Raw genomic sequence first — 20,355 nt, forward strand, 5'->3', positions numbered from 1 at the left:
GGCGCTGCGGCGGACATCAGCAAGCGGATTGTTGCGCAGGGCAAGTTCATTCCGACGTCCAGCCTGTCCTTCGTGGGCGCACAGCAGTACATCGAGGCAGCCGGCGAAGCCGGTGCCGGCGTGTCGATCTCACAGGTCGTGCCCAACGCCAGTTCACCGCTGCCGGTGGTCAAGGAATGTGCCAAGGCCCTGAAGGATGCCGGCATCACGGCGGCCATGAACAGTGCGCACCTGGAGTCCTGCATTGGCGCGAAGGTGCTCACCGAGGCCATGCGCCGCAGCAAGAAACCCGGCGATGCCCGGGCCTTGCTGGCCGCGATGAGCACCCTGGGAAGCTATGACACCGGCGGCTTCACCGTGTCCTACTCGCCCGGCCAGCAGCACGGCAGCAAGTATGTGGAGCTGGGCATGGTGACGCGCGACGGCAAGCTGCGCAACTGAGTCGCGTTGCACGGCCGCTCAGCGGTGGTGCGCGCACAGCGTCTCAGGCCCTCCATGGACGTCGCCCACAACCGGGGGCTGGGCGACTGCGACCTGACCCCCTGCTTATGACCTCCGAAGGGTGCCGCAAGTACGCCACCGGGCAGTTTGCGCGCGAGAAAACCCAGTTGTGCTCAGATAGCTATCAATAGAGTAGCAATCGACCCCTGTCACTATTACGCCGGTACAGGCGTCTTCGGCGTGTAATCGCAATACGGCGCCACCGCGCACTGCCAGCACAAGGGCTTGCGCGCAGTGCACACATAGCGCCCGTGCAGTATCAACCAGTGGTGCGCATCCACCAGGTACTCAGGGGGCACGCGTTTGAGCAGGCCCAGCTCGACTTCCAGCGGGTTTTTGCCGGGCGCCAGGCCTGTGCGGTTGCTCACGCGAAAGATATGCGTGTCCACCGCCATCGTCGCTTCGCCAAATGCCGAGTTGAGCACTACGTTGGCCGTCTTGCGGCCCACGCCGGGCAGGGCCTGCAATGCCTCTCGGCTGCGCGGCACCTTGCCGCCATGCTGCTCCGCCAGAATCTGGCAAGCGGCCAGCAGGTTTTTGGCTTTGGTGCGGTACAGCCCGATTGTGCGGATATAAGACTCCAGGCGCTCCAGCCCCAGGGCCATGATGGCCTGCGGTGTGTTGGCCACCGGGAAAAGCTTGCGCGTCGCCTTGTTCACGCTGACGTCAGTCGCCTGTGCGCTCAGCAGCACGGCGGCCAGCAGCTCAAACACGCTGGTGTATTCCAGCTCGGTCACCGGCATCGGATTGGCCGCCTTCAGTGTGGCAAAGAAAAGGGCGATTTCTTCTTTTTTCATGCCCCGCAGTGTATCGGCGCGGGCAACAGCGGCATTTCAGGCCGCCATGCGCGGCACATCCCACACCGAACTGGAAGGCGCACCGGCCCGGTCTAGCTGATCGCGCATTGTTTGCCATATGGCGGTGCAGTTGTCGGGCGTGGCAACACCGCCAACAACATAATCGAGTTGCGCCGCCTGCGCCATGTCCTGCATGCGCTGATGGGTGTCGGCGTCGCGCGCAACGCCCAGCAGGACAGGCTTGGCCGCCAGGCCGTCGCAAGCCGCCACCATGCGGGCCATCAACGCATCGTCAAACTTGGGCGTGCCGCAAAACAGCATCACAAAATAAGGCCAATCCGGCAGGAAAGCCCGGCGAAGCCCATGCGTGAGGCCGTTGCGCGCCACGGCAATCAGCCGGCATGGGTAGCCCGCTTCCATGAAATCGACGTACTCGCTGCTGCCGTCAAAGTCGGTCTCACCGGCAAAGCGCCGCTTGGCCACCATCCCGCCGGTCTTTTGGGCCAGCCACCCCACCATGTCAAAAGCCTCGTTGCCGCTGGCAGAGCAAATGCCCATGCGGTGAAAGGCTTCGGGGTCTGCAAGCGTCTGTGCCTGGGCCAACTGCATGGGCGCCGACAGGCGGCGAAGCACCGAGGAGGGCGAGTACTGCTTGCCTTTTTCCAGCTGCTCGCGCAGGGCCATGACGCGCCGGCCAAAGTACACCGCCGACTCGGTGGCCTGCGACATCGCCATGGACCAGGGTGTGGGCAAAAGCCGCCGTCCTTTGCTGGTGTGCAGGGTGTGGGGTGAATGGTGGCGCGGGTCGTGTGGCACGACATGCTGCAGCAAGTCCCGCACGGCCGCCGAAGGCCCTTCGACCCAATGCACAAACCAGCCACTTTGGTAATGCAGCACAACGTGCAGGCCCAGAGGTGCGTTGTGGCGCAGCGACTCCGTGCGGATGTTTTCCATCTGCGCGAAGATGCCTTCCCGCATGTTGCACATGCTCGCCGTCACCACGCGTTCTACTTCCGCTTCCCCCGGGGCAGCGACATACGGCGCCAGGTTAGGCGCGGTGTCAGGCGTCATGTTGCTCTTCATGAATACATGCTGCACTACAACCGAAACGTACGTCAATCCTTTGGCATTGAAACCAAATGTGAACGAGACGAAAGTATCCATGAAGGACGCTGTGGTCCTACAAAAGCAGGAGTGGGTGCGTAAGGCCTTAGTTACTACGCTAGCATTCTGCGGGTGACTACTGTTGTCGGCACACCATGAACTCATCTAGCATCAAGCGAATGATCTCCAAGACAATGATCTCCAGGACACTTCACACACCTTTGCGTTTTCTGGCGTCCGCGCTCACCGCGGTATTGCTGGCCAGTTGCGCCGCCGCACCTGGCTCTACCGCGGGCTCGCAAGCCGCGGTGCCGCGGCCCAAACTGGTGGTCTTCCTGGTGGTGGACGGCCTGCCGCAACGCCAGGTGCTCGACTACCGCGACCAGCTTGCGCCCGATGGCCTGGCGCGTTTTCTGGACCGCGGCGCGTGGTTTGCCAATGCGCATTACGGCCATGCCTTTACCGTCACCGCGGCCGGCCACGCCACCATGCTCACAGGGGCGTACCCGCACCGCACCGGCATCATCGGCAACGACTGGCGCGACCCGGTCACTGCCGAGCCTGTGTATTGCACGGGCGACACCACGGCCACTTATATCGGCCACCAGACCAACGCACTGGACGGCACCAGCCCGAAGAACCTCAAGGTGGAAACGGTGGGCGACGTGCTGCGGCGGGTCGACAGTCGCTCTAAAGTGATCGCCATCTCGGGCAAAGACCGAGGCGCCATCCTGCCCGCCGGCAAAACCGGCACGGCCTATATGTACATGGGCGCCACGGGGCAGTTTGCGTCCAGCACGCATTACATGGCCGCGCACCCCGGCTGGGTCAACACCTTTAACGGGCAGAAGCTGGCCGACCGCTATTTCAAGGCCGAATGGAAAGCCGTGCTGCCCGAGGCCGCTTATGCGCGCTCGTTGCCCGACCAGCAAAAATGGTTCGGTCCCGCCGGCGGTGGGTTGCCAGCGCGTTTTGGCGCGCCCGACGACACGGCTGCCGGTCCGCGGTTTTACAGCTCGCTGCTGCGTGGGCCGTTCGTCGACGCCATGTCGCTGGAGTTTGCCCGGGCGGCCATTGCCGGCGAGCAACTGGGGCAAGACGACATTCCCGACATCCTGTCGGTCAGCCTGTCAGGCCACGACTACGTGAACCACGCCTTCAGCGCCGAGTCGCGCCTGTCGCATGACCACCTGCTACAGCTCGACCGCATGCTGCAGTCATTCTTTCAGGACCTGGATGCCCGCATCGGCAAAGACAACTACCTTGTCATGCTGACAGCCGACCACGGCTTCATGCCGTCGCCCGACTACCTCGCCAGCCAGCGCCGTGAAGCGGGGCGTGTCAACAGCAGCCAGGTGCTGGGGCGCGTCAACGCCGGCCTGGAAAAGCGCTTCGGTGAAGGCAAATGGGCCGCAGGGTTTTCAGGCTCCAGCTTGCTGTTCGACAAAAAACTCATCGCGCAAAAGCAGGCCGACCCGAACGCGCTGGCGGAAGAAGCCCGCACCTTGCTGTTGGCGGAGCCAGGCTTTGCCGCGGCCTATACCCGCCCCGAGCTGGCAAGCGGCAGCCGCGCCGGCGCGCCCGCTTTCGACGCGATGCGCAAGTCCTGGCATGCCGACGTGTCGGGCGACGTGCAGTATTCGCTCAAGCCCGGCTGGATGTTCGGCAACACGGTCGCCACGCATGGCTCGCCGCATCCCTATGACACCCAGGTGCCCATCCTGATGTATGGCCCCGTCTGGGTGAAGCCCGGCCGCATCGATGCCCGCGTGGAGGTGGTCGACATCGCGCCCACGCTGTCTCGCATGTTGCGCATTGCGCCGCCTTCCGCAGCCGAAGGCAAGCTTCTGCCGTTGCAGGGCCTGTGAGGGGGATGTAAGGGGGTTGTGGGGCCTAAGCCCCTGCTTCTAAAAAAACCGGCTACAGTGCCCGCACCGGCACGCAAAGCCAACAACTGAAAGCACCGGTCTTCGGGTCGACCACAAAGTCTTCTTCATACAGTTCAAGCGCCGGGTTGTTGTCTGGCTGGTAGCCGCTTTGCGGTAGCCACTCGGCAAACATATGCGTCCACGCTTCGTGCACGTCGTTGCCCGGTTTGCCGGTGAAGCGGCCGCAGGCATAGCGCCCGCCGCCAAAGTTTTGCACGCCCATTTCGCCCTGCGGCTTGAACGCTTCATCCACCTCAATGCAGGCGTCATAGCGGCATTTGTCGGCCGGTGTGATTTCAGGGTTGTCCTGGCTGATGCCGTACATCTTGCGTCGCGGGCTCATGTAGCCGTGCTGGCCGCACCAGGCGGCAAAGCGCTGCCACAGCTGCGCCACGCCGGGGCCGTAAGGGCCGGTGTTGCGCATGTAGGCCAGGCGCATGGCGGGGAAAGTCTTCAGTTCAATGTGCATGGTCAAGGTTCTTTCAGATGAAACCGGCCCGACAGGCCAGAGGGTTCTATCTTTGAACAACGTCAGTGCGATGTCTTGACTTGTCTTGTGCTGGGCTTGATGAATCTTGCGGAGTTCAAGTTGGTGGCGCGTTGCCCAGTCGCGCCACTCGCCGCGCCGCCAGGCCGTGGGGGTCGTGCTGAAATAGGCGCGAAAGGCACGGCTGAACACCTCGGCTGACGCAAAGCCCACGTCGAGCGCGATCTGCAGCGCCGACTGTGACGTGAAAATCAGCCGCTGGGCCGCCGACTCAAGCCGCAGGCGGCGCACGCAGTCAGCCAGGGTTTCGCCTGTGACAGCCTGGAACACGCGATGAAAGTGCCAGGGCGAGAAATGCGCCACGTCCGCAAGCGCCTGCAAATCCAGCGTGCCGGCCAGGTTGGCGCTGATGTGGTCCACCACCCGGTTGATGCGCGCAATGTAGGCGTGCTGGTGCGGGTTGAGCGCGGGGTCTTGCGTCTGTGTCAAATGCATGCCGTCAAGTCTAGCGGCAGCGCCTGTCGGTTGTGGCGGCTAACCCGCCTTGCGAATCGTGCCTTGCGCAGCCGCGCACAGGGTGCGCTCCTGTCCGCGCAGCACAAAAATATCGCAGCGGCACACGGCCTGGGTTTTGCCGCTGCCTACCACCGAGGCCACGGCCAGCAGGCGCTCGGCGTCTTTGGCCGGGCGCAGGTAGTTGATCTTGAACTCGGCCGTGACCGAGTCGCCCAGCACCGAACCGCCGGCAAACGTGAGTGCGTTGTCGGCCAGGTAAGACAGCACACCGCCGTGCACAAAGCCGTGCTGTTGCAACAGGCCCGGCACCACAGGCACCGAGAGTTCCGCAAGGCCGGGCGCAAAGGCGTCCAGCTGTGCGTTCAGCAGCGCGCTGAACGGTTGCCGGCCCAGCACTTCGCGGCCGAAGGGCAAAAGATCAGCGCTTGGGTCAGCGGGCATGCTGACTCCGCGAAAACGGTGGGGCCAATCGCTTGCCACCCGACACCAGCCAGCGCAGCAGGCGTATGTAGGCCGGCCAGGGCACCTGCCGCGGCTCGTTGCCCAGCGAGAGCTGCGCCTGCGACAGCACGTCTTCCACGCAGACGTCGTGCAGGGGGCCAATCACCAGCGGCCAGAATAAGAGGCCAGAGCCGCGCGCCTTCATTTCGATGCGGTGCTCCAGCACGCAATGCGCGGGCGTGGCGTCCAGCACCTCAAAACCGTGCCAGCCGTCAAAGCCCGCAGGTGCGGTGAGGCGAAACCGCACAGACTGGCCGGGTGTATAGGCCTCCACCACATAGCGTATGGGCCCGTGCCCGCCAATGGCGCCCACGGCGAGCGGCCTGTCGAGCTTCATGCGTGGCCAGATTTTTCCGGGCCACAGCGCGTCGGCCGGGGAGGCCAGCGCATCAATCAGCGCGCCTACCTGCTGCGGGCTGGCGTGCAGCAAACGTTGATGGACATTGACAACTTTCATGCAAGTACTCCTGTTGAACCTGGAAACTCTTTACGGCGCCACCGCCATCCAGGCCGCGTGTTCCAGCGCGGCCCGCACCTTGGGCGCAACGGCCGGGGTGGGCTGGCTCACCCAGCGCTGCGTAAGCGACATGGCCGGCGAAAACATCAGCGCCATCCACAGGTGAAAAGGCATGGGCCGCATCTCGCCGGCTTCCATGCGCTGCTCCATCCACGCCTTCAACGTGGCAAAAGCGAGCTCGTTGGCCGCGTCAATCTCTGCACCACTCGCTACGTCGCCGCCGCGCCGCAGCGCATGCAGCAGCCGCGCCTGGTCGGGGTGCTGCAGCACCCACTGGATATAGGCGCGCATCAGTCCCTTGACTCCGGATTGCGCGGTGGCCTTGCCGGTGATGGGCTGCAGCAGCGCCGCATGAAAGTCGCGCAGCGTGTGCGCGTACAGCGCATCGGCCAGCAGCGCCTTGGTGGGGAAGTGGTGATACAGGCTGCCGTTGCTCACGCCGGCCGCCTGGCGCACCTGGTCCATCGAGGCAGCCGTGAAGCCGTGTTCCAGAAACACCTGGGTGGCGGCGCCCAGCAGGCGCTCCCGGGTGGAGAGGGCGGCGGAGGCAGGGGGCGTGACAGAACTCATGACTAGAGTATTACTCTAGACTATTACTCTGTCAACTTATCTCCCAATTTCTCAACTTCCCTGTCAACCCGGCCTGCTTCGCCTGCCTCATCTGCTTGCTGGCCCAGCCCGCGCAGGCTTGCAGCGGGCGCAGGCCGGCCGCCCTTGCCGCAGGAAACCTGCGCGCAAATTGGCGACAATACAAAACAGAAAGCGAGACCCCCATGCCACTGCACTTTGCCGACCGCCTCAACAACGTTGAAACCTCTGCCATCCGCGAACTCTTCAAACTGCTGGGCAAGCCCGGCATCGTCAGCTTTGCCGGTGGCTTTCCGGACCCCGCCATGTTTGATGTCGAAGGCATCAAAGAGGCCAGCAACAAGGCCCTGACTGAAGAACCCGGCGGCGCACTGCAATACGGCGCCACCGAAGGCTACGGCCCGCTGCGCGAACAGCTCGCCGCCTTCATGGCCACCAAAGGCGCCAAAGACGTCACCCCCGAAAACCTCATCGTCACCACCGGCAGCCAGCAGGCGCTTGATTTGCTCGGCAAAACCATGATCTCGCCCGGCGACAAAGTCATCGTCGAAGGCCCGACCTTTCTGGCCACCATTCAGTGCTTTCGCCTCTATGGCGCAGAACTCATCAGCGCACCGATTGATGCCCACGGCGTCAAGACCGACGAACTCGAAAAACTCATTGCCGAGCACAAGCCCAAATTTGTGTATTTGATTCCCACCTTTGGCAACCCCAGCGGTGCGCTGCTCAGCCTGGAGCGCCGCAAGAAGGTGCTCGAGATGGCCGTTAAATACGACACGCTGATTGTTGAAGACGACCCGTACGGCGACCTCTATTTCGGCGAAGCGCCACCGCCGTCGCTGTTGGCACTGAGCCCCAGCGTGCCCGGCAGCCGCGAGCTGCTCGCGCATTGCGGCTCACTCAGCAAGGTGCTGAGCCCCGGCCTGCGCGTGGGCTGGATGATCGCCCCCGCCGAGCTGCTGGCCAAGGCCACCATGTGCAAGCAGTTCAGCGACGCCCACACCAGCACCTTTGCCCAGGCCACCGCCGCCCAATACCTGAAGGCCGGCCGCATGCCCAATACGTTGAAACACGTGCGCAAGGTATATGGCGAGCGCGCCAACGCCATGGGCGCAGCGCTCAGGCGCGAACTCGGTGACGCGATTGAGTTCACGCAACCGCAAGGCGGCCTGTTCTTCTGGGCCCGCCTCACAGGCGCGGGCGGCAAGAGCAAAGACGCCGGCGAGTTTGCCAAAAAGGCGATCGAGAAACTCGTGGCCTTTGTGCCCGGCGCGCCTTTTTACGCCAGCAACCCCGACATGGCCACGCTGCGGCTGAGCTTTGCCACGGCGGATGTGGCGAAGATTGAAGAGGGTGTGGGGCGGCTGGGCAAGGCGCTGTAATCGCTGGTCGTTTTGCTTTTCGTTGCAGGGCGGCCACTGATGGCCCTAGAAGCAGTCAGGGCGACGGCTCTCCCTTCCCGAAAGTCATCCACAACGCCGCGTGCCGCCTACGCCTAGTCTTTGGACCAGACAGCCAGTTCATACCCGTCGGCGTCATTGAAATGAAAGCGGCGCCCGCCAGGGAAAGCAAAGATATCAAGCTTGATGCTTCCTCCTGCGGCCAGCACGCTGTCGCGCGCGGCTTCCAGCTTGTCTGCGTACAAAACTACCAGCGGGCCACCGGCGGGAAAGGGCGCAGCTTGCGTCGTGAAGCCGCCCTTCATTGTGCCGTCTGAAAACTCGGTGTACTGTGGGCCGTAGTCGGTAAAAGTCCAGCCGAAAGCCTTGCCGTAAAAGGCTTTGGCTTTGTCCAGGTCGCGAACGTTCAGCTCTACGTAGTTGATGCGGCAGTTCTCAGGCGTGGCGGGCATGGTGTCTCCAGAATTGATCAATCTGCCATTTTGCACAGACGGTGCAACGGCGCCATGGCCTCCGCACGTGTTTTGCCTCTACTGCCTACAATCAAACAGAGCGCGGGTGTGTTGCCTGCGGCATCCCTGATTTGAGCCTGTTTACCTTCATGACTTCTGCCGCCGCGCACAGCGCCACTCACGCCAGCATTTCCCCCGCCACCCGGCGCTCAATCCTTCTTCTCTCCTTCGGCACTTTTTCCAGCATGTGCGCGCAGCGCATCTGCGACGCCATGCTGCCCGAGCTCTCGCGCGTGTTTGCCGTCAGCCTTTCGCAGGCGGCGCAAGTCGTCTCGGTATTTGCCATTACTTACGGCATCTCGCAGCTGTTTTACGGCCCGCTGGGCGACAGGCTCGGCAAGTTCCGCATCGTCACCTTTGCCACGCTGGGGTGCAGTGTGGGCAGTCTGTTTGCCCTGTTTGCTACCAGCCTCGACTCGCTGCTGGTCGCGCGGGTATTGATGGCTGTGGGTGCCGCAGCACTGATACCTTTGGCCATGGCCTGGGTGGGTGACTCGGTACCCGCCAACCAGGTGCAGGAGATGCTCACGCGCACCGGCCTGGGCAGCACGCTGGGCATTGCCGGGGGCCAGCTGGTGGGCGGGCTGCTTACCGATGCGCTGGGCTGGCGATGGGCCTTTGGCTTTATGGTGGTGCTGTTTGGCGTAGTCGGCTCGCTGCTGTACCAGGACCACCGCCGCCAGCAGGCCGAGCCTGTGGTGGTGCCCGATACGCCGGTGGTGCGGCCGCATTTCGTGAAGCAGGCACTGCTCATCGTGGCCGCGCCCTGGCCGCGCACCGTGCTGCTGATGGCGGTGGTGGAGGGCGCTGCAGGCTTTGGCGTGCTGGCCATGTGGGCTTCGCACCTGCACCAGTCGCTGGGCTTGTCGCTTTCTGTTTCAGGTGCCATCGTCGCGTTGTTTGGCCTGGGCGGCATGGGTTACATGGCCGTGGGCCGCCATTTGATTCGCCGGCTTGGCCAGCAGGGCCTGGTGCTGTTTGGCGGGGCGCTTGTGGGCGTGAGTGCGCTGGTGCTGGCCTATACACCGCACTGGGCACCCGCCATACCCGCCAGCCTGCTCGCAGGCTTTGGCTTTTTTGCTTTTCACAACACCATGCAGGCCAACGCCACGCAGATGACACCCGAAGCGCGGGGCACCGCCGTTTCGCTGTTTTCGTCTTTCCTGTTTCTGGGTCAGTCGCTGGGCGTGGTGCTGGCAGCAGGGCTGATTGCCCGCATCGGCAGCCATGCCGTGGTGGCGCTGGGCGGTGCGGTGATTGCCGTGGAAGGCGTTTACTTTGCCTGGGTGCTGAAACGGCGCGGCACGGCCTGACATAAAGAGCTGGCCCTTGTCATGCACGGGTCATGCGGTTTCGCACAATAAGACTATTCGGTACTTTTTAGGACTGTTCTGGTTTTCAAAAAAGGGCCACTGATGGTGCTCACTGATCTCGACAACAACGGGCCTGCACTGCAGCGCCGCAGCCTCTTGCTGGGTACCGCTTCGCTTCTGCTGGCGGGCTGTGCCCCGCCGGTGCCGGCACCGCCTGCGGTAGCCGCGGGCCCACTCACGCTGCTGGGTGAGGCCACCATCCCTTATCGCTTCAACTTCAGGGACACCACCGTAGGCGGCCTCTCCGCCATTGACTACGACCCGGTCACCGGGCTTTTCGACCTGCTGAGTGACGACCGGTCAGCAGCGGCCCCGGCGCGCCTTTACCGCGCGCGCCTTGGCCTGAGCGCCGAGGGCCTGCACCCACCAGAGCTGCTGGACGTCATCACGCTGAAGCAAGCCAATGGCCAGGCGTGGCCCGGCAGAAAGAATGCGGTTAGCGGTGTCCCGGTGCCCGACCCCGAGGCGCTGCGCCGCCTGCCCAATGGCAACTTCTTGTGGACCAGCGAGGGCGACCTGATGCGCGGTTTCGGGCCCGCCCTGTACGAGGCACGCGCCGACGGCACCCTGGTTCGGGAATTTGCATTGCCGGCGTGTTTTGCCGTGGGCAAGGAGCATGGCGCGCGTTACAACCTGGCGTTTGAAGGGCTCGCAGTTAACCGCTCTGGCACCATGGCCTGGGTCGCCATGGAAAACGCGCTGCAGCAAGATGGGCCCACCCCAACTGTTACCTCAAGAGGCGGTCCGTGCCGCTTTACCCTGTTCGATGTGCCCACAGGCAACGCGGTGCGGCAACTTGCCTATGCCGCCGATGCGATTCCCATAGCACCGTTGATCCCCGGTGCTTTTGCCGACAACGGCGTGAGCGAAATTTTGCCAATCGATGAGCACCGCCTGCTGGTGCTGGAGCGCGCGTATGCGATTGGCCGCGGCATGTCCTTGCGCCTCTACCAAATCGACACCAGAGACGGCAGCGACACGCTGAAGTTAGATACCCTGACCCCCGCCAACCACCAACCGGCACGCAAGACACTGGTTGCCGACTTCGCCCACTTGGGTCTTTCGCGCCTGGACAATACCGAAGGCATGACCTGGGGCCCCGACTTGCCCGACGGCCGGCGAAGCCTGTGGGTCGTGAGCGATGACAACTTCAATCCGCTTCAGGTGACGCAGATTGCGGTGTTTGCGGTTTCTGGTTTGTGATTGTGTGATCGCGCTGTTTGCCGCGTCTGCAATCATTCTCTGTGGCGTGCATGAGCACGCGGACGCGAGTCTGCTCAGCAAGCCCATGAGTCTCCGCCCAGTGTGAACTGAATTCGGAACGGCTCATGCCGAGATCCCGGATCGTAGATGCATCGAGGCCGGCAAAGGCACTGCTAGCTTGGGCGAACTCCCTTCGCGCCGCAGCCTCTCTCATCCATTTTCTGAGCTTGTTATTGAGGACCTCAAGCATCGTGCCTCCGCAGTTCACTGACACAACCCTGCGACATCCACGCCCGTCGATTGACGTCAGAGGACGCTGTAGATGCGAAAGTCAATCTGACTTGATGACAGTTCGTTGTAGGCAACAAGAACAAGGTCGTTCACCCACAGGTAACGCGCATCAGAAGTTTCAAGCCTGGGTGTGGTTCGCAAATACGTCTCTGCGAAAGTCAGTCGCTCGCCTTTCGACAGTCTTTTCCCACCGTCGGCCGGTAGCTTGGCGATGCCCTTGCTTTCGAAATAGATCATTGCGCCGTCGTCGGTGCGAATGGCACCGCGAATGTCGAGGCGGTTGATGCCATCGCTTCCAATCAAAACCCAGTCGACGCTCCCCGGCAAGAATTCCCCGTGCAACCTTGGCCCGTCCAAGCGGCCGCCTTTACCGATATAGGGAATCAGGGTGCCTCGCGGCGTGGGTATCACCACCGGAGACTCGAGCTGCACTCGCAGGTCGCATAGATGCCCGATCGGCAGGGCCTCGAGTGTCGGGTGTTCGAGCAGGGGCTGCTCGCTCAGCGCCGCGCTCATTTCCCCGACCCCATGGCTGCCTTGAGCTCTGCGTAGTCGAAGAACGTGTCCTTTCGGGTAATGAGTCCGGCGTCATCCACTTCAACGACGTCGAGCGCGTGGAACCCTCTGCGTTCCTTGCCTGCAGGTTGAAACGTCAGGGTCCAGTCGAGCGTCCAGTGCTTGTCTCCCAGCAAGAGGCGCCGGGTCTCGACCCCGAAGTTGGGAAAGCGTTCAAAAATATCGGCAAACTCCTTAAACAATGCGGATTTGCCCCTCACCGCTGCGCCGCTGCCATGCGCCTGGAATGTCGAGTCCGGTGCGTGCAGCGCCATAATCGCCTCGGGATCGCGAGAGATCCATGCCGCGGCGTAGCGGTCGGCGACTGCGGCAATAGTGTGTTCGGTCAGTTCAGACATGTGAATCCTTTCGAAGTTAATAGACACGGTTCGCGATCGGCCTGCCAGCATTTTGCGAACTTCGGCAAGTGTACCTATGATTATCATAGTGACAAGGGGTATGATGATAAAGATGGAAAAAAATGCGCCGCCGGTTTCTTCCGAAGCACAGGACACGGTGTGTCCCATTGCACTTGCCCAGAAGATCATTGGTGACCGCTGGACAGTCCTGGTTCTTCGGGAATTGTTCTTGAGAAGCCATCGCTTCGAGGAGATTCAGGCGCAAACGCAAGCCACTCCACAAATGGTGGCGAGCCGCCTGAAGAAGCTGGAATCAGATGGATTGATCGAACGGCGGCCCTACAACGAGAAGCCGCTGCGGCACGAGTACTACCTGACCGAGAAGGGCACCGCCCTTCACCCGGTGCTTCTGGCACTGCGTGCGTGGGGCGAGACCTGGTGCAAGTCCAAAAAACAGGAAGTTGCTATTCAATACAAGCACATTCCGTGCGGAAAGAACCCCGGCCTGGGCCCCACGTGTCAGGAGTGCGGAGGGGTACTGCGGAGGGAGGACCTTTCAGCGAAGCTGAGCAAGTCTTTCGACGCGGAGCGACAGGGGCGGACGAGCGCGTTCAAGTGCAGTCCATCGTGAATGCTGCCGATGCCATCTCCGAGGTGCCATGGGTCCCCCGCGCTTTTTCCGACAGCGGCGGGAGCGAAATCCTGCTGCTCGATGAGTACACCTGCTGGTGCTGGAGCGCATATACGGCCGGCGCGGCATGTCCTTGGGGAACAGCTGAGCTGGCCTTAAGTCATCCTCTAATTGGAGGATGACTCGCCTACCTTGGCATGCATTGAAAATTGAGCTACGCCGCGATGTTCTGCGGTGATATAACTGGACAGACTTAGTCTTGGAGGGCTCAGCATGTGCGTTCGGGTATTGGTTGGATCATTGCTATGGAGCGCCCTCGTCGTTGGGATCGCGAATGCACAAACACCGGTCGTCGTTGGTGGGCCTGCCTACGTAACCTCTTCGCCTACCTCACCAAAAACGGAGCTGGACAAATTTAAGATTGAGCTTCTTAAAGACGGAGGGATGACAGGGTCTGTTAAATCGAAGCTCTATTCGACTGAGCTTGAGACTAATGGAAATTTTGCTCGCGGAACATTTGTTGTAGTCCCTGCGGAACGCGCCAATAACTTGCTTAAGTTGCAGACCGATGCCATAACAGACCTGTCAGAGCGACTTCGTGCTATCGAAACTCGACTCGAAGCACTTGAAAAAAATAAGGGGCAAAAAAAGTGACAACAATTGCGAGCGGCGATGCAGTACAAAAACTGCAAGTGGGGCAGCGTGCCTTCGATTCAACTCAACAGGCTGCAGAGGTTGCCAATGGTGTGGGATGGTCGCACGACCACCTGATGTTTCTTACCAGTTCCCTGTTGGGATTTCTATCGGTTGTTGTGCTTGCCTCTACGTTTTTAATGTGGCGGCAACGCAGTTCAGCGGATCATATGCTGCGCATCTTTGGAATCATCCTAATTGCTGGTCTCTCCACCTTCCTATTGATATGCGGCTATAGCAGCGCGCAGCTGACCCCAATTGTTGGATTGTTTGGCGCAATTGCTGGGTATCTGCTGGGAAAAGACTCGGGGGGGCAAAAAACGAATCCCACTGAAAACGCTCGCCACGCTGATGATAAAACTGGCTAAATTAACTGAGATTGTTGAATTGAGCTGAAGGCTGACCCCACGGCCCGGCATGGCGGGGAAGAACCGGCAGCATTGAGGCGAACCGGAGATCAAATGTGTTGTTTGAAAGCCATCGCTCTCACCCAGTCCGAATCACCGTCACAAACTCCGTCCCACTCTCCGGCAACCAAACTTCCCCGGGCCGGCCCAGGATCTGCCGCACGCTCGCCGCCGCGCGCGGCATGGTGATCACATCAAATTTTTCACTCGCCGGGTCAAAGCGCAGCGTCGCGTTGTTGCTCCACTCTGAGGCCCAGACGATGTCTTTGTTGTCGACGTAGACGGCGTACACGTGCGGTTCATTGCCGGGCGCTTTCCAGGTGCGCCAGCTGTTGGCGCCTGCGCCCAGTGCGGGGTCGTGCATTGAGAGGTTGCCGCTGTTCCATTCCGATACCCAGATGCGGCCTTTGCTGTCTGACCAGACTCTGCGTGCGCCCTGGTGTGGCGTGGGTGGCTCCACGATGCGTGAGGTGCCGGTCTTGCGGTCGATCTGCGCAATGAAGGAGCCGGCCAGGGAGCACCACCACACGTCGCCTTTGGGCGTGGCGCAAATACCGTAGGGCCCGCGGCCGCGTGGTGACTCTTTCACGGTGACGGTGCCGGTGCGCACCTCGACTTTGCCGACATAGCCGCTTTGCCCGGTGAACCAGAGGTTGCCGTCGCCATCAAATGCGCAGGTGTTGAGGTTGGCGTTTGGTGTGCCGGCGGGTAAGGGGAAAACCTTGACCTCGCGCGAAGGCCAGCTGACGCGGGCGATGGCGTTTTGTCCGCCGTCGGTGAGCCAGGCGGCGCCGTCAGGTCCGGTGATCACGCCGTGGGGTGACGAGCCGTTGCCCAACGCCACCAGGTCGGTCTTGCCGCTTCGCGGGTCAAACCAGCCGAGGTGGCCGCTGCGCTGGGCCGACAACCACACGCCGCCATCGGGGGCGGGTGCGATGTCATGAATGCCGGTGAAGGTACGGGCGTTGAGTGGCCATGATTGCAGCCGGGTGGTGCCTGATGCTGGTGGTGATGGTTGAGCTGGAGTTTGTGCGCTGGCCTCGTTGCAGAGGCTCCAAGCTGCGAGGCCTGGTACGGGCGCCATGGCCGCCAGCGCGGTGCGCCGGGTCAACCCAGGTTGCTGCGTTGATTGCGTTGAGCCCGATGGTTCTACGCGGCGAGATGAATGAGGGGACGTTTGCAATGCCATGGCAATACCTCCTGCGCATCGGTTGATGCGGTGAACACCTTGAGGGGCGATGTCCCTGGCATTTTGGCGGCAATGCACGCCGCCATCAAGCTCATCTGGGCGGTTGCTCGCCGGTCTCCAGCTCGCGTGTGCGGTCGGCGTTGGTGGTGCTGCGGGCGCCCTTGAGGTGCATTTCCACGTTGGTGGCGAGGTCGCCCACGGCAGCCACTGCGTCGCGAAGCTGGTCGTGGGTCACGTTCAGCTTCTTCATCCATTGCTCGGTGTTGTCTTTGTGGTTCAGGTTAATGCGGTCTGGCTCTATGCCGGGTCGCTCGCTGGTCGGTGTCATCGGTGTCATGGCGGCTCCTTTGGACTACTGGCAAAGAACCACCTTAGTCCGCTTGGAGTCTTATGGTTGTAGGCCATTGGCTACTTGCGCCTTTTGGGCCCCTCCCAGCGGTCGCTTGTGCGAAAAAAGGCTCCATTTCGCCGTTGATGAGGTCCCGGCGGCAACGGCTGCCCGCCGGGCCTGCGGAGGGCCCGGCCTGCCTTACTTGCCGGCCTGCGCCACCAGCACGGGCTTTTCGCGGTACACCTCGGGCATCACGGTTTTCAGGTTCGCAATCTTGGGCAGGTCAAACCTTGCGATGTAGGGCTGGTTGGGGTGCAGGGTGGCGTAGTCCTGGTGGTAGGCCTCTGCGGGGTAGAAGGCGGCAAGCGGCGCCAGCTGCGTCACGATCTTGTTCGGGAAAACCTTGGCGGCGTCGAGCTGCGCGATGTAACTTTCGGTCACCTTCTTTTGTTCGGCGTCTTTGTAGAAAACGGCTGAACGGTATTGCGTGCCGCTGTCGGGGCCCTGGCGGTTCAGTGTGGTGGGGTCGTGCGCCACAGAAAAATAGATCTGCAGCAGCTTGCCGTAGCTGATCTTTTTCGGGTCGTAGGTGATTTGCACGGCCTCGGCATGGCCGGTGCGGCCCGAGCCGATCATCTCGTAGCTGGCAGTTGCTTTTTCACCGCCTGAATAGCCTGAGACGGCGTTGAGCACGCCATCGGTGTGCTGAAAAACAGCCTGCACGCCCCAGAAGCAGCCGCCGGCAAACACGGCGGTGGCGGTGCCCGCTTGCGCGGGGGCCATGGCGTCAACGGTGGGTGCGGGCAGCTTGACGGCTTTTTCGTCAGCGGCCTGGGCGCTGGCGCCCAGGCCGCCGCCCACAAATGTCCACGCGGCCAGTGCGGCTGCAGCCAGGGCGAAAAGGTATTTGTTCATTTTTATGCTGCCTTGAAGTTAAGGGACACGCCGTTCATGCAATAGCGCAGGCCGGTGGGTTTGGGGCCGTCGTCAAACACATGGCCGAGGTGGCCGCCGCAGCGGCGGCACAGCACTTCGGTGCGTTTCATGAAGAAGGCGGTGTCGGTTTCTTCAACCACAGCGTTGCCCAAGGCCTGCCAGAAGCTGGGCCAGCCGGTGCCGCTGTCGAACTTGGTGGCCGACGAGAAAAGGGGCAAGTCGCAACCGGCGCAGCTGAAAACGCCGGTGCGCTTTTCTTTGTTGAGCGGGCTGGTGAAGGGCGTCTCGGTGCCGGCCTTGCGCAGCACGCGGTACTGGTCGGGCCGAAGCAGCTTTTGCCATTCGGCCTCGGTGCGGGTGACCTCATAGGCGCGCGCTGCTGCGTGCGCGGGCGTGGTCATCAGCAGCCCGCGCAGGCCGACGGCCATGGCGGCGGAGAGGGTGCCCAGTTGGAGCAGGGAGTTTCTGCGGGTCATCATGCGTTGGCCTTTTGTGGTGGGTGGTGGTGGGTTTGGCTTACGTTGAACAGGCGGCATGAGGATTGGTCGGCGTGGCGAGGTGTTTCTTACGAATCACGATGGAATGTGCGGAATGAGGGCGGCTTGATCGCGAAAGATTGGATGACGCCGTGCCGGTTCAGTTCCGGGCGGTCCCAAACGGCCGGTAGCCAGAATGGAATCGCTATCAATACCGTAGCTGCTTGCGCTCGTCCCTATTGGCCTGGAGGCTGATTTGATGCGTAAATAACCGCTTGCGAGCCATGAAATTGGCGCCGAAAGGCCCCAAAAGCACCTGCAGGACCAAAAACGGGTGAAAAGCAGGCAAAAAAATGGGCAAAACAGGCCCAAAAAGCCCTCAAAACTGCCCTGCAGGGCGCTATTAAAACAATAGCTGCTTGCGCCCATTCTGATTGGGCCAGGAGCCTGTTTTATGCTTAAAAATTGTTTTTCTCATGTGATGCGAGTCAACCTTCCCGGTGGCGCACGTTTTTCGCTGCGCCGCAGTCCTACAGTCCCGTTTACACCCTCCCTTTAGACTTGCGGGCAATGATGAAACAGCTCCTGACCCAATTTCGCGACTTTGCGGCCACCATTCCGGGCCGCTTGCGCCACCCCACCAAACGCGGCGTGCTGCTGACACTGGCGGCCATTCCGGTGCTGCTGGTGCTGTATGTGCTGATCCTGATCCCGTTCACGCCCAGCATCAACGACCTGCTCAAAGCCAAGACCGCCAAGCCCTCGGTGGTGATGTCGTCTGACGGTCAGGCGCTGGCGGTGTTCAAGCGGGCCAACCGTGACTGGGTGAAGCTGGAAGACATTTCGCCCAACGTGGTGGCCGCGCTGATCGCCACGGAAGACCACCGCTTTTACGAGCACCACGGCATGGACATCAAGCGCACGGTGTCGGCCGTGCTGCAAACCGTCACGGGCAAAACGCAGGGCGGCTCGACCATCACGCAGCAGCTGGCGCGCAACCTGTACCCGGAAGAAATCGGCCGGTCCTTGTCGCTGGCGCGCAAGCTGAAGGAGGCCATCACGGCGTTCAAGATTGAGGCGGTTTACTCCAAAGACGAGATCCTGGAGAGCTACCTCAACACCGTGCCTTTTTTGTACAACGCCTACGGTATTGAAATGGCGGCGCGCACCTATTTCGACAAGTCCGCCAACGAGCTGGACGTGCTGCAAAGCGCCACGCTGGTCGGTATGCTCAAGGGCACGGCTTATTACAACCCGGTAACCAACCCCGAGCGCGCCATGCAGCGCCGCAACACGGTGCTGGCGCAAATGGTCAAGCACCAGAAGCTGCCCGAAGACAAGCTGGCCGCGCTGAAGAAGATGCCGCTCAAAATCGACTTTGAGCGGCAAGACGAAGAGCTGGGCTCCGCGCCGCACCTGGCGCAGCAGCTGCGCCGCTGGCTGATTGAATGGGCCGACCGCAACGACTACAACATTTACGCCGACGGCCTGGTGCTGCGCACCACGATTGATTCGCGCCTGCAGGACATGGCCAACAAGGCCGTGGCGGTGCAGATAGACCGCCTGCAAAAGACAGTTGCCGTTGACTGGCGCTTTAACTCGGGCTGGAAGGCCAAGAGCGGCCCGGCACGCGAGCTGGCCCTGACCTTTATGCGCGACACCGCCGAATACAAGGCCGCGCGCGCCAAAGGGGTGGCCGACGACCAGGCCATCAAGACGCTGCTGGCAGACGCCGAGTTCATGCAAAACCTGAAGGACGACAAGACGCGCCTGCAGGCCGGCTTTATGGCGCTGGACCCAACCAACGGGCAGGTCAGGGCCTGGGTGGGCAGCCGCGACTTTGCGCGTGACCAGTTTGACCACGTGCAGCAGGCGCGCCGCCAGCCGGGCTCGACCTTCAAGCCCTTTGTGTACGGCGCGGCGTTTGAGAACGGCGCCAAGCCGTCGGATGTCTTCCTCGACGGCGAGGTGGAGATTCCGCTGGGCAACGGCGCCTTCTGGCGGCCGACTGACGGTGGCGGCCCCAGCGGCGAGATGATGACGCTGCGCCAGGGCCTGATGTTTTCCAAGAACACCATCACCGCGCAGGTCATGAACGCGGTAGGCCCGGCCAATGTGGCCAAACTGGCCAAGGCCATGGGTGTGCGCCAGAGCAAGCTGGAAGAAGTGCCGTCACTCGCACTGGGCACCAGCCCTGTCACGCTCAAAGAAATGGTGGCGGCCTATGGCACGCTGGCCAATGACGGCCGCTATATCGAGCCCGTCATCATCACGCAGGTGGAAAACCGCGATGGCAAGGTGCTGGAAGTGTTTGAGCCCAAGCTGGCCGAAACCGTGATGCCGACCACGGTGGCGCAGACGCTGCTGGACGTGATGCGCGGCGTGATCGACCAGGGCACGGGCGCGGCTATTCGCAGCCGTTACGGCATCCGGGCCGACGTGGCCGGCAAGACCGGCACTACGCAGGGCAACACCGACGGCTGGTTCATCATGATGCATCCGCAGCTGGTGGCCGGCGCGTGGGTGGGCTTTAACGACAACCGCGTGACCATGGGCGACAGCTGGGGGCAGGGCGCCCGCAGCGCGCTGCCGATGGTGGGTGAGTTCTTCCAGGGTGCCATCAAGACGAAAGTTGTGGACGTGAACCTGCGCTTTGCCGCGCCGCAAGGCTCCGCCGTGACGGACCCGGAGCGCCAGCGCATTGAGGCTCTGTTTAATGGCGCCGAGCCGCCGCAGGAAAGCCAGCCGGGCCAGGCAGGTGACAGCGGCATGCCCCAGCCCCTGGGTTCACAAGGCGCCCTGGGCGCTCCGGCCACCCAGGGCGGCCAGCCGCGCGTGTGGCAGCCAGCGCCGGTAATCAAATACATCACTGTGAACGGGCCTGCTGCCGACGGCACACCGGCATCCACCAACCCCGCTGGTGCGCCGGGCGTGGTGCTGCCACCTGAGCAGCCGCGGCGCGTGCAGCCCGAAGCTGCGCTGGAAAACATGCCTGTCGTGCCAGGCGTGGTGGTGGGCGCACCCATCGCACCGCGCTAGGCGTTGCTCGCTTCTCGCGGG

The 20,355-nt window shown here is 62.2% G+C and carries 22 protein-coding genes; 9 read left to right on the plus strand and 13 right to left on the minus strand.

Annotation, left to right across the window (positions count from 1 at the left end; translation table 11 throughout):
* Positions 1-441 (plus strand): ABC transporter substrate-binding protein (locus ABI546_RS21690; protein ID WP_348050145.1); only part of this gene is annotated, 441 nt, incomplete at its 5' end.
* A gap of 215 nt (positions 442-656) precedes the next feature.
* On the opposite strand, the gene nth is transcribed toward ABI546_RS21690, so the two are convergent.
* Complete coding sequence (nth, locus tag ABI546_RS21695; protein ID WP_348050147.1) at positions 657-1,298, minus strand: endonuclease III; 642 nt, start codon at positions 1,296-1,298, stop codon at positions 657-659.
* Between the two features lie 36 nt (positions 1,299-1,334).
* Positions 1,335-2,369, minus strand: a complete 1,035-nt coding sequence (locus tag ABI546_RS21700) for a BLUF domain-containing protein (RefSeq protein ID WP_348050149.1) — start codon at positions 2,367-2,369, stop codon at positions 1,335-1,337.
* A gap of 188 nt (positions 2,370-2,557) precedes the next feature.
* Here ABI546_RS21700 and ABI546_RS21705 point away from each other — a divergent pair, with 188 nt between their 5' ends.
* Complete coding sequence (locus ABI546_RS21705; RefSeq protein WP_348050151.1) at positions 2,558-4,270, plus strand: alkaline phosphatase family protein; 1,713 nt, start codon at positions 2,558-2,560, stop codon at positions 4,268-4,270.
* Between the two features lie 52 nt (positions 4,271-4,322).
* On the opposite strand, the gene ABI546_RS21710 is transcribed toward ABI546_RS21705, so the two are convergent.
* Genes ABI546_RS21710 through ABI546_RS21725 form a run of 4 tightly spaced genes read right to left on the minus strand, consistent with a single transcriptional unit; the run spans position 4,323 to position 6,921 of the window.
* The gene (locus ABI546_RS21710) at positions 4,323-5,312 is read right to left on the minus strand and encodes an AraC family transcriptional regulator (protein ID WP_348050153.1); all 990 of its coding nucleotides are present in this window, start codon (positions 5,310-5,312) and stop codon (positions 4,323-4,325) included.
* Positions 5,313-5,351: 39 nt separating this feature from the next.
* A complete protein-coding gene (locus ABI546_RS21715) occupies positions 5,352-5,774 on the minus strand; it encodes a PaaI family thioesterase (RefSeq protein WP_348050155.1) in 423 nt (140 codons plus the stop codon).
* The gene (locus ABI546_RS21720) at positions 5,764-6,291 is read right to left on the minus strand and encodes an SRPBCC family protein (RefSeq protein WP_348050157.1); all 528 of its coding nucleotides are present in this window, start codon (positions 6,289-6,291) and stop codon (positions 5,764-5,766) included. Before ABI546_RS21720 ends, ABI546_RS21715 begins: the two co-directional genes overlap by 11 nt.
* Positions 6,292-6,321: 30 nt before the next feature.
* The gene (locus ABI546_RS21725) at positions 6,322-6,921 is read right to left on the minus strand and encodes a TetR/AcrR family transcriptional regulator (protein WP_348050159.1); all 600 of its coding nucleotides are present in this window, start codon (positions 6,919-6,921) and stop codon (positions 6,322-6,324) included.
* Positions 6,922-7,130: 209 nt separating this feature from the next.
* Between ABI546_RS21725 and ABI546_RS21730 the strand changes: the two genes are divergently transcribed.
* Positions 7,131-8,321, plus strand: coding sequence for a PLP-dependent aminotransferase family protein (locus ABI546_RS21730; RefSeq protein ID WP_348050660.1), 1,191 nt, complete (start codon positions 7,131-7,133; stop codon positions 8,319-8,321).
* 113 nt (positions 8,322-8,434) lie between these two features.
* Here the strand turns inward: ABI546_RS21730 and ABI546_RS21735 are convergent, their stop codons facing one another.
* Positions 8,435-8,791, minus strand: a complete 357-nt coding sequence (locus tag ABI546_RS21735; RefSeq protein ID WP_348050161.1) for a VOC family protein — start codon at positions 8,789-8,791, stop codon at positions 8,435-8,437.
* Between the two features lie 149 nt (positions 8,792-8,940).
* Here ABI546_RS21735 and ABI546_RS21740 point away from each other — a divergent pair, with 149 nt between their 5' ends.
* Together ABI546_RS21740 and ABI546_RS21745 are read left to right on the plus strand one after the other, a co-directional pair.
* Entirely contained in the window at positions 8,941-10,164 is a 1,224-nt protein-coding gene (locus ABI546_RS21740; RefSeq protein WP_348050163.1) for an MFS transporter, read from the plus strand.
* A 102-nt stretch (positions 10,165-10,266) separates the two neighbouring features.
* Positions 10,267-11,427 carry an esterase-like activity of phytase family protein gene (locus ABI546_RS21745; protein ID WP_348050164.1) on the plus strand — a complete coding sequence of 387 codons (1,161 nt, stop codon included), beginning with the start codon at positions 10,267-10,269 and terminating at the stop codon, positions 11,425-11,427.
* 306 nt (positions 11,428-11,733) lie between these two features.
* Here ABI546_RS21745 and ABI546_RS21750 read toward each other — a convergent pair whose 3' ends face one another.
* Together ABI546_RS21750 and ABI546_RS21755 are read right to left on the minus strand one after the other, a co-directional pair.
* Positions 11,734-12,234 (minus strand): DUF3237 domain-containing protein, encoded by a 501-nt coding sequence (locus ABI546_RS21750; protein ID WP_348050165.1) that lies wholly within the window; start codon positions 12,232-12,234, stop codon positions 11,734-11,736.
* Entirely contained in the window at positions 12,231-12,632 is a 402-nt protein-coding gene (locus ABI546_RS21755; RefSeq protein WP_348050166.1) for a nuclear transport factor 2 family protein, read from the minus strand. Before ABI546_RS21755 ends, ABI546_RS21750 begins: the two co-directional genes overlap by 4 nt.
* 100 nt (positions 12,633-12,732) lie before the next feature.
* On the opposite strand from ABI546_RS21755, the gene ABI546_RS21760 reads away from it, so the two are divergent.
* The 3 genes from ABI546_RS21760 (at position 12,733) to ABI546_RS21770 (ending at position 14,324) form a co-directional block, all read left to right on the plus strand.
* Positions 12,733-13,263: a helix-turn-helix domain-containing protein gene (locus ABI546_RS21760; protein WP_348050168.1), complete on the plus strand. Its 531-nt coding sequence runs from the start codon at positions 12,733-12,735 to the stop codon at positions 13,261-13,263.
* A 273-nt stretch (positions 13,264-13,536) separates the two neighbouring features.
* Complete coding sequence (locus ABI546_RS21765) at positions 13,537-13,917, plus strand: hypothetical protein (RefSeq protein WP_348050170.1); 381 nt, start codon at positions 13,537-13,539, stop codon at positions 13,915-13,917.
* Positions 13,914-14,324, plus strand: a complete 411-nt coding sequence (locus ABI546_RS21770; RefSeq protein WP_348050172.1) for a hypothetical protein — start codon at positions 13,914-13,916, stop codon at positions 14,322-14,324. The genes ABI546_RS21765 and ABI546_RS21770 overlap by 4 nt, the downstream gene beginning before the upstream one ends.
* A 118-nt stretch (positions 14,325-14,442) precedes the next feature.
* Here the strand turns inward: ABI546_RS21770 and ABI546_RS21775 are convergent, their stop codons facing one another.
* The 4 genes from ABI546_RS21775 to msrB form a co-directional block, all read right to left on the minus strand.
* On the minus strand, positions 14,443-15,552 hold the full coding sequence (locus ABI546_RS21775) for a lyase (RefSeq protein ID WP_348050174.1): 1,110 nt from the start codon (positions 15,550-15,552) through the stop codon (positions 14,443-14,445).
* Between the two features lie 91 nt (positions 15,553-15,643).
* Entirely contained in the window at positions 15,644-15,889 is a 246-nt protein-coding gene (locus ABI546_RS21780) for a DUF3606 domain-containing protein (RefSeq protein WP_348050176.1), read from the minus strand.
* Between the two features lie 192 nt (positions 15,890-16,081).
* Positions 16,082-16,798 (minus strand): peptide-methionine (S)-S-oxide reductase MsrA, encoded by a 717-nt coding sequence (gene msrA / locus ABI546_RS21785; RefSeq protein ID WP_348050178.1) that lies wholly within the window; start codon positions 16,796-16,798, stop codon positions 16,082-16,084.
* Between the two features lie 2 nt (positions 16,799-16,800).
* Complete coding sequence (gene msrB / locus ABI546_RS21790) at positions 16,801-17,247, minus strand: peptide-methionine (R)-S-oxide reductase MsrB (RefSeq protein ID WP_348050662.1); 447 nt, start codon at positions 17,245-17,247, stop codon at positions 16,801-16,803.
* A gap of 621 nt (positions 17,248-17,868) precedes the next feature.
* Here msrB and ABI546_RS21795 point away from each other — a divergent pair.
* Positions 17,869-20,334, plus strand: coding sequence for a transglycosylase domain-containing protein (locus ABI546_RS21795; RefSeq protein WP_348050180.1), 2,466 nt, complete (start codon positions 17,869-17,871; stop codon positions 20,332-20,334).
* Positions 20,335-20,355 lie beyond the last annotated feature (21 nt).

The sequence above is a fragment of the Polaromonas sp. genome (assembly GCF_039932935.1).
In the GTDB taxonomy this organism is placed as follows: domain Bacteria; phylum Pseudomonadota; class Gammaproteobacteria; order Burkholderiales; family Burkholderiaceae_C; genus Polaromonas.

What these genes read in the sequence shown, in the direction of transcription:
- ABI546_RS21700 (WP_348050149.1), bottom strand. Translation starts at nt 2,369, where the DNA reads ATGACGCCTGACACCGCGCCTAACCTGGCGCCGTATGTCGCTGCCCCG.
- ABI546_RS21710 (WP_348050153.1), bottom strand. Translation starts at nt 5,312, where the DNA reads ATGCATTTGACACAGACGCAAGACCCCGCGCTCAACCCGCACCAGCAC.
- ABI546_RS21745 (WP_348050164.1), top strand. Translation starts at nt 10,267, where the DNA reads ATGGTGCTCACTGATCTCGACAACAACGGGCCTGCACTGCAGCGCCGC.
- nth (WP_348050147.1), bottom strand. Translation starts at nt 1,298, where the DNA reads ATGAAAAAAGAAGAAATCGCCCTTTTCTTTGCCACACTGAAGGCGGCC.
- ABI546_RS21795 (WP_348050180.1), top strand. Translation starts at nt 17,869, where the DNA reads ATGAAACAGCTCCTGACCCAATTTCGCGACTTTGCGGCCACCATTCCG.
- msrB (WP_348050662.1), bottom strand. Translation starts at nt 17,247, where the DNA reads ATGGCCGTCGGCCTGCGCGGGCTGCTGATGACCACGCCCGCGCACGCA.
- ABI546_RS21735 (WP_348050161.1), bottom strand. Translation starts at nt 8,791, where the DNA reads ATGCCCGCCACGCCTGAGAACTGCCGCATCAACTACGTAGAGCTGAAC.
- ABI546_RS21750 (WP_348050165.1), bottom strand. Translation starts at nt 12,234, where the DNA reads ATGAGCGCGGCGCTGAGCGAGCAGCCCCTGCTCGAACACCCGACACTC.
- msrA (WP_348050178.1), bottom strand. Translation starts at nt 16,798, where the DNA reads ATGAACAAATACCTTTTCGCCCTGGCTGCAGCCGCACTGGCCGCGTGG.
- ABI546_RS21780 (WP_348050176.1), bottom strand. Translation starts at nt 15,889, where the DNA reads ATGACACCGATGACACCGACCAGCGAGCGACCCGGCATAGAGCCAGAC.
- ABI546_RS21775 (WP_348050174.1), bottom strand. Translation starts at nt 15,552, where the DNA reads ATGGCATTGCAAACGTCCCCTCATTCATCTCGCCGCGTAGAACCATCG.
- ABI546_RS21720 (WP_348050157.1), bottom strand. Translation starts at nt 6,291, where the DNA reads ATGAAAGTTGTCAATGTCCATCAACGTTTGCTGCACGCCAGCCCGCAG.
- ABI546_RS21725 (WP_348050159.1), bottom strand. Translation starts at nt 6,921, where the DNA reads ATGAGTTCTGTCACGCCCCCTGCCTCCGCCGCCCTCTCCACCCGGGAG.
- ABI546_RS21765 (WP_348050170.1), top strand. Translation starts at nt 13,537, where the DNA reads ATGTGCGTTCGGGTATTGGTTGGATCATTGCTATGGAGCGCCCTCGTC.
- ABI546_RS21755 (WP_348050166.1), bottom strand. Translation starts at nt 12,632, where the DNA reads ATGTCTGAACTGACCGAACACACTATTGCCGCAGTCGCCGACCGCTAC.
- ABI546_RS21705 (WP_348050151.1), top strand. Translation starts at nt 2,558, where the DNA reads ATGAACTCATCTAGCATCAAGCGAATGATCTCCAAGACAATGATCTCC.
- ABI546_RS21715 (WP_348050155.1), bottom strand. Translation starts at nt 5,774, where the DNA reads ATGCCCGCTGACCCAAGCGCTGATCTTTTGCCCTTCGGCCGCGAAGTG.
- ABI546_RS21760 (WP_348050168.1), top strand. Translation starts at nt 12,733, where the DNA reads ATGATGATAAAGATGGAAAAAAATGCGCCGCCGGTTTCTTCCGAAGCA.
- ABI546_RS21740 (WP_348050163.1), top strand. Translation starts at nt 8,941, where the DNA reads ATGACTTCTGCCGCCGCGCACAGCGCCACTCACGCCAGCATTTCCCCC.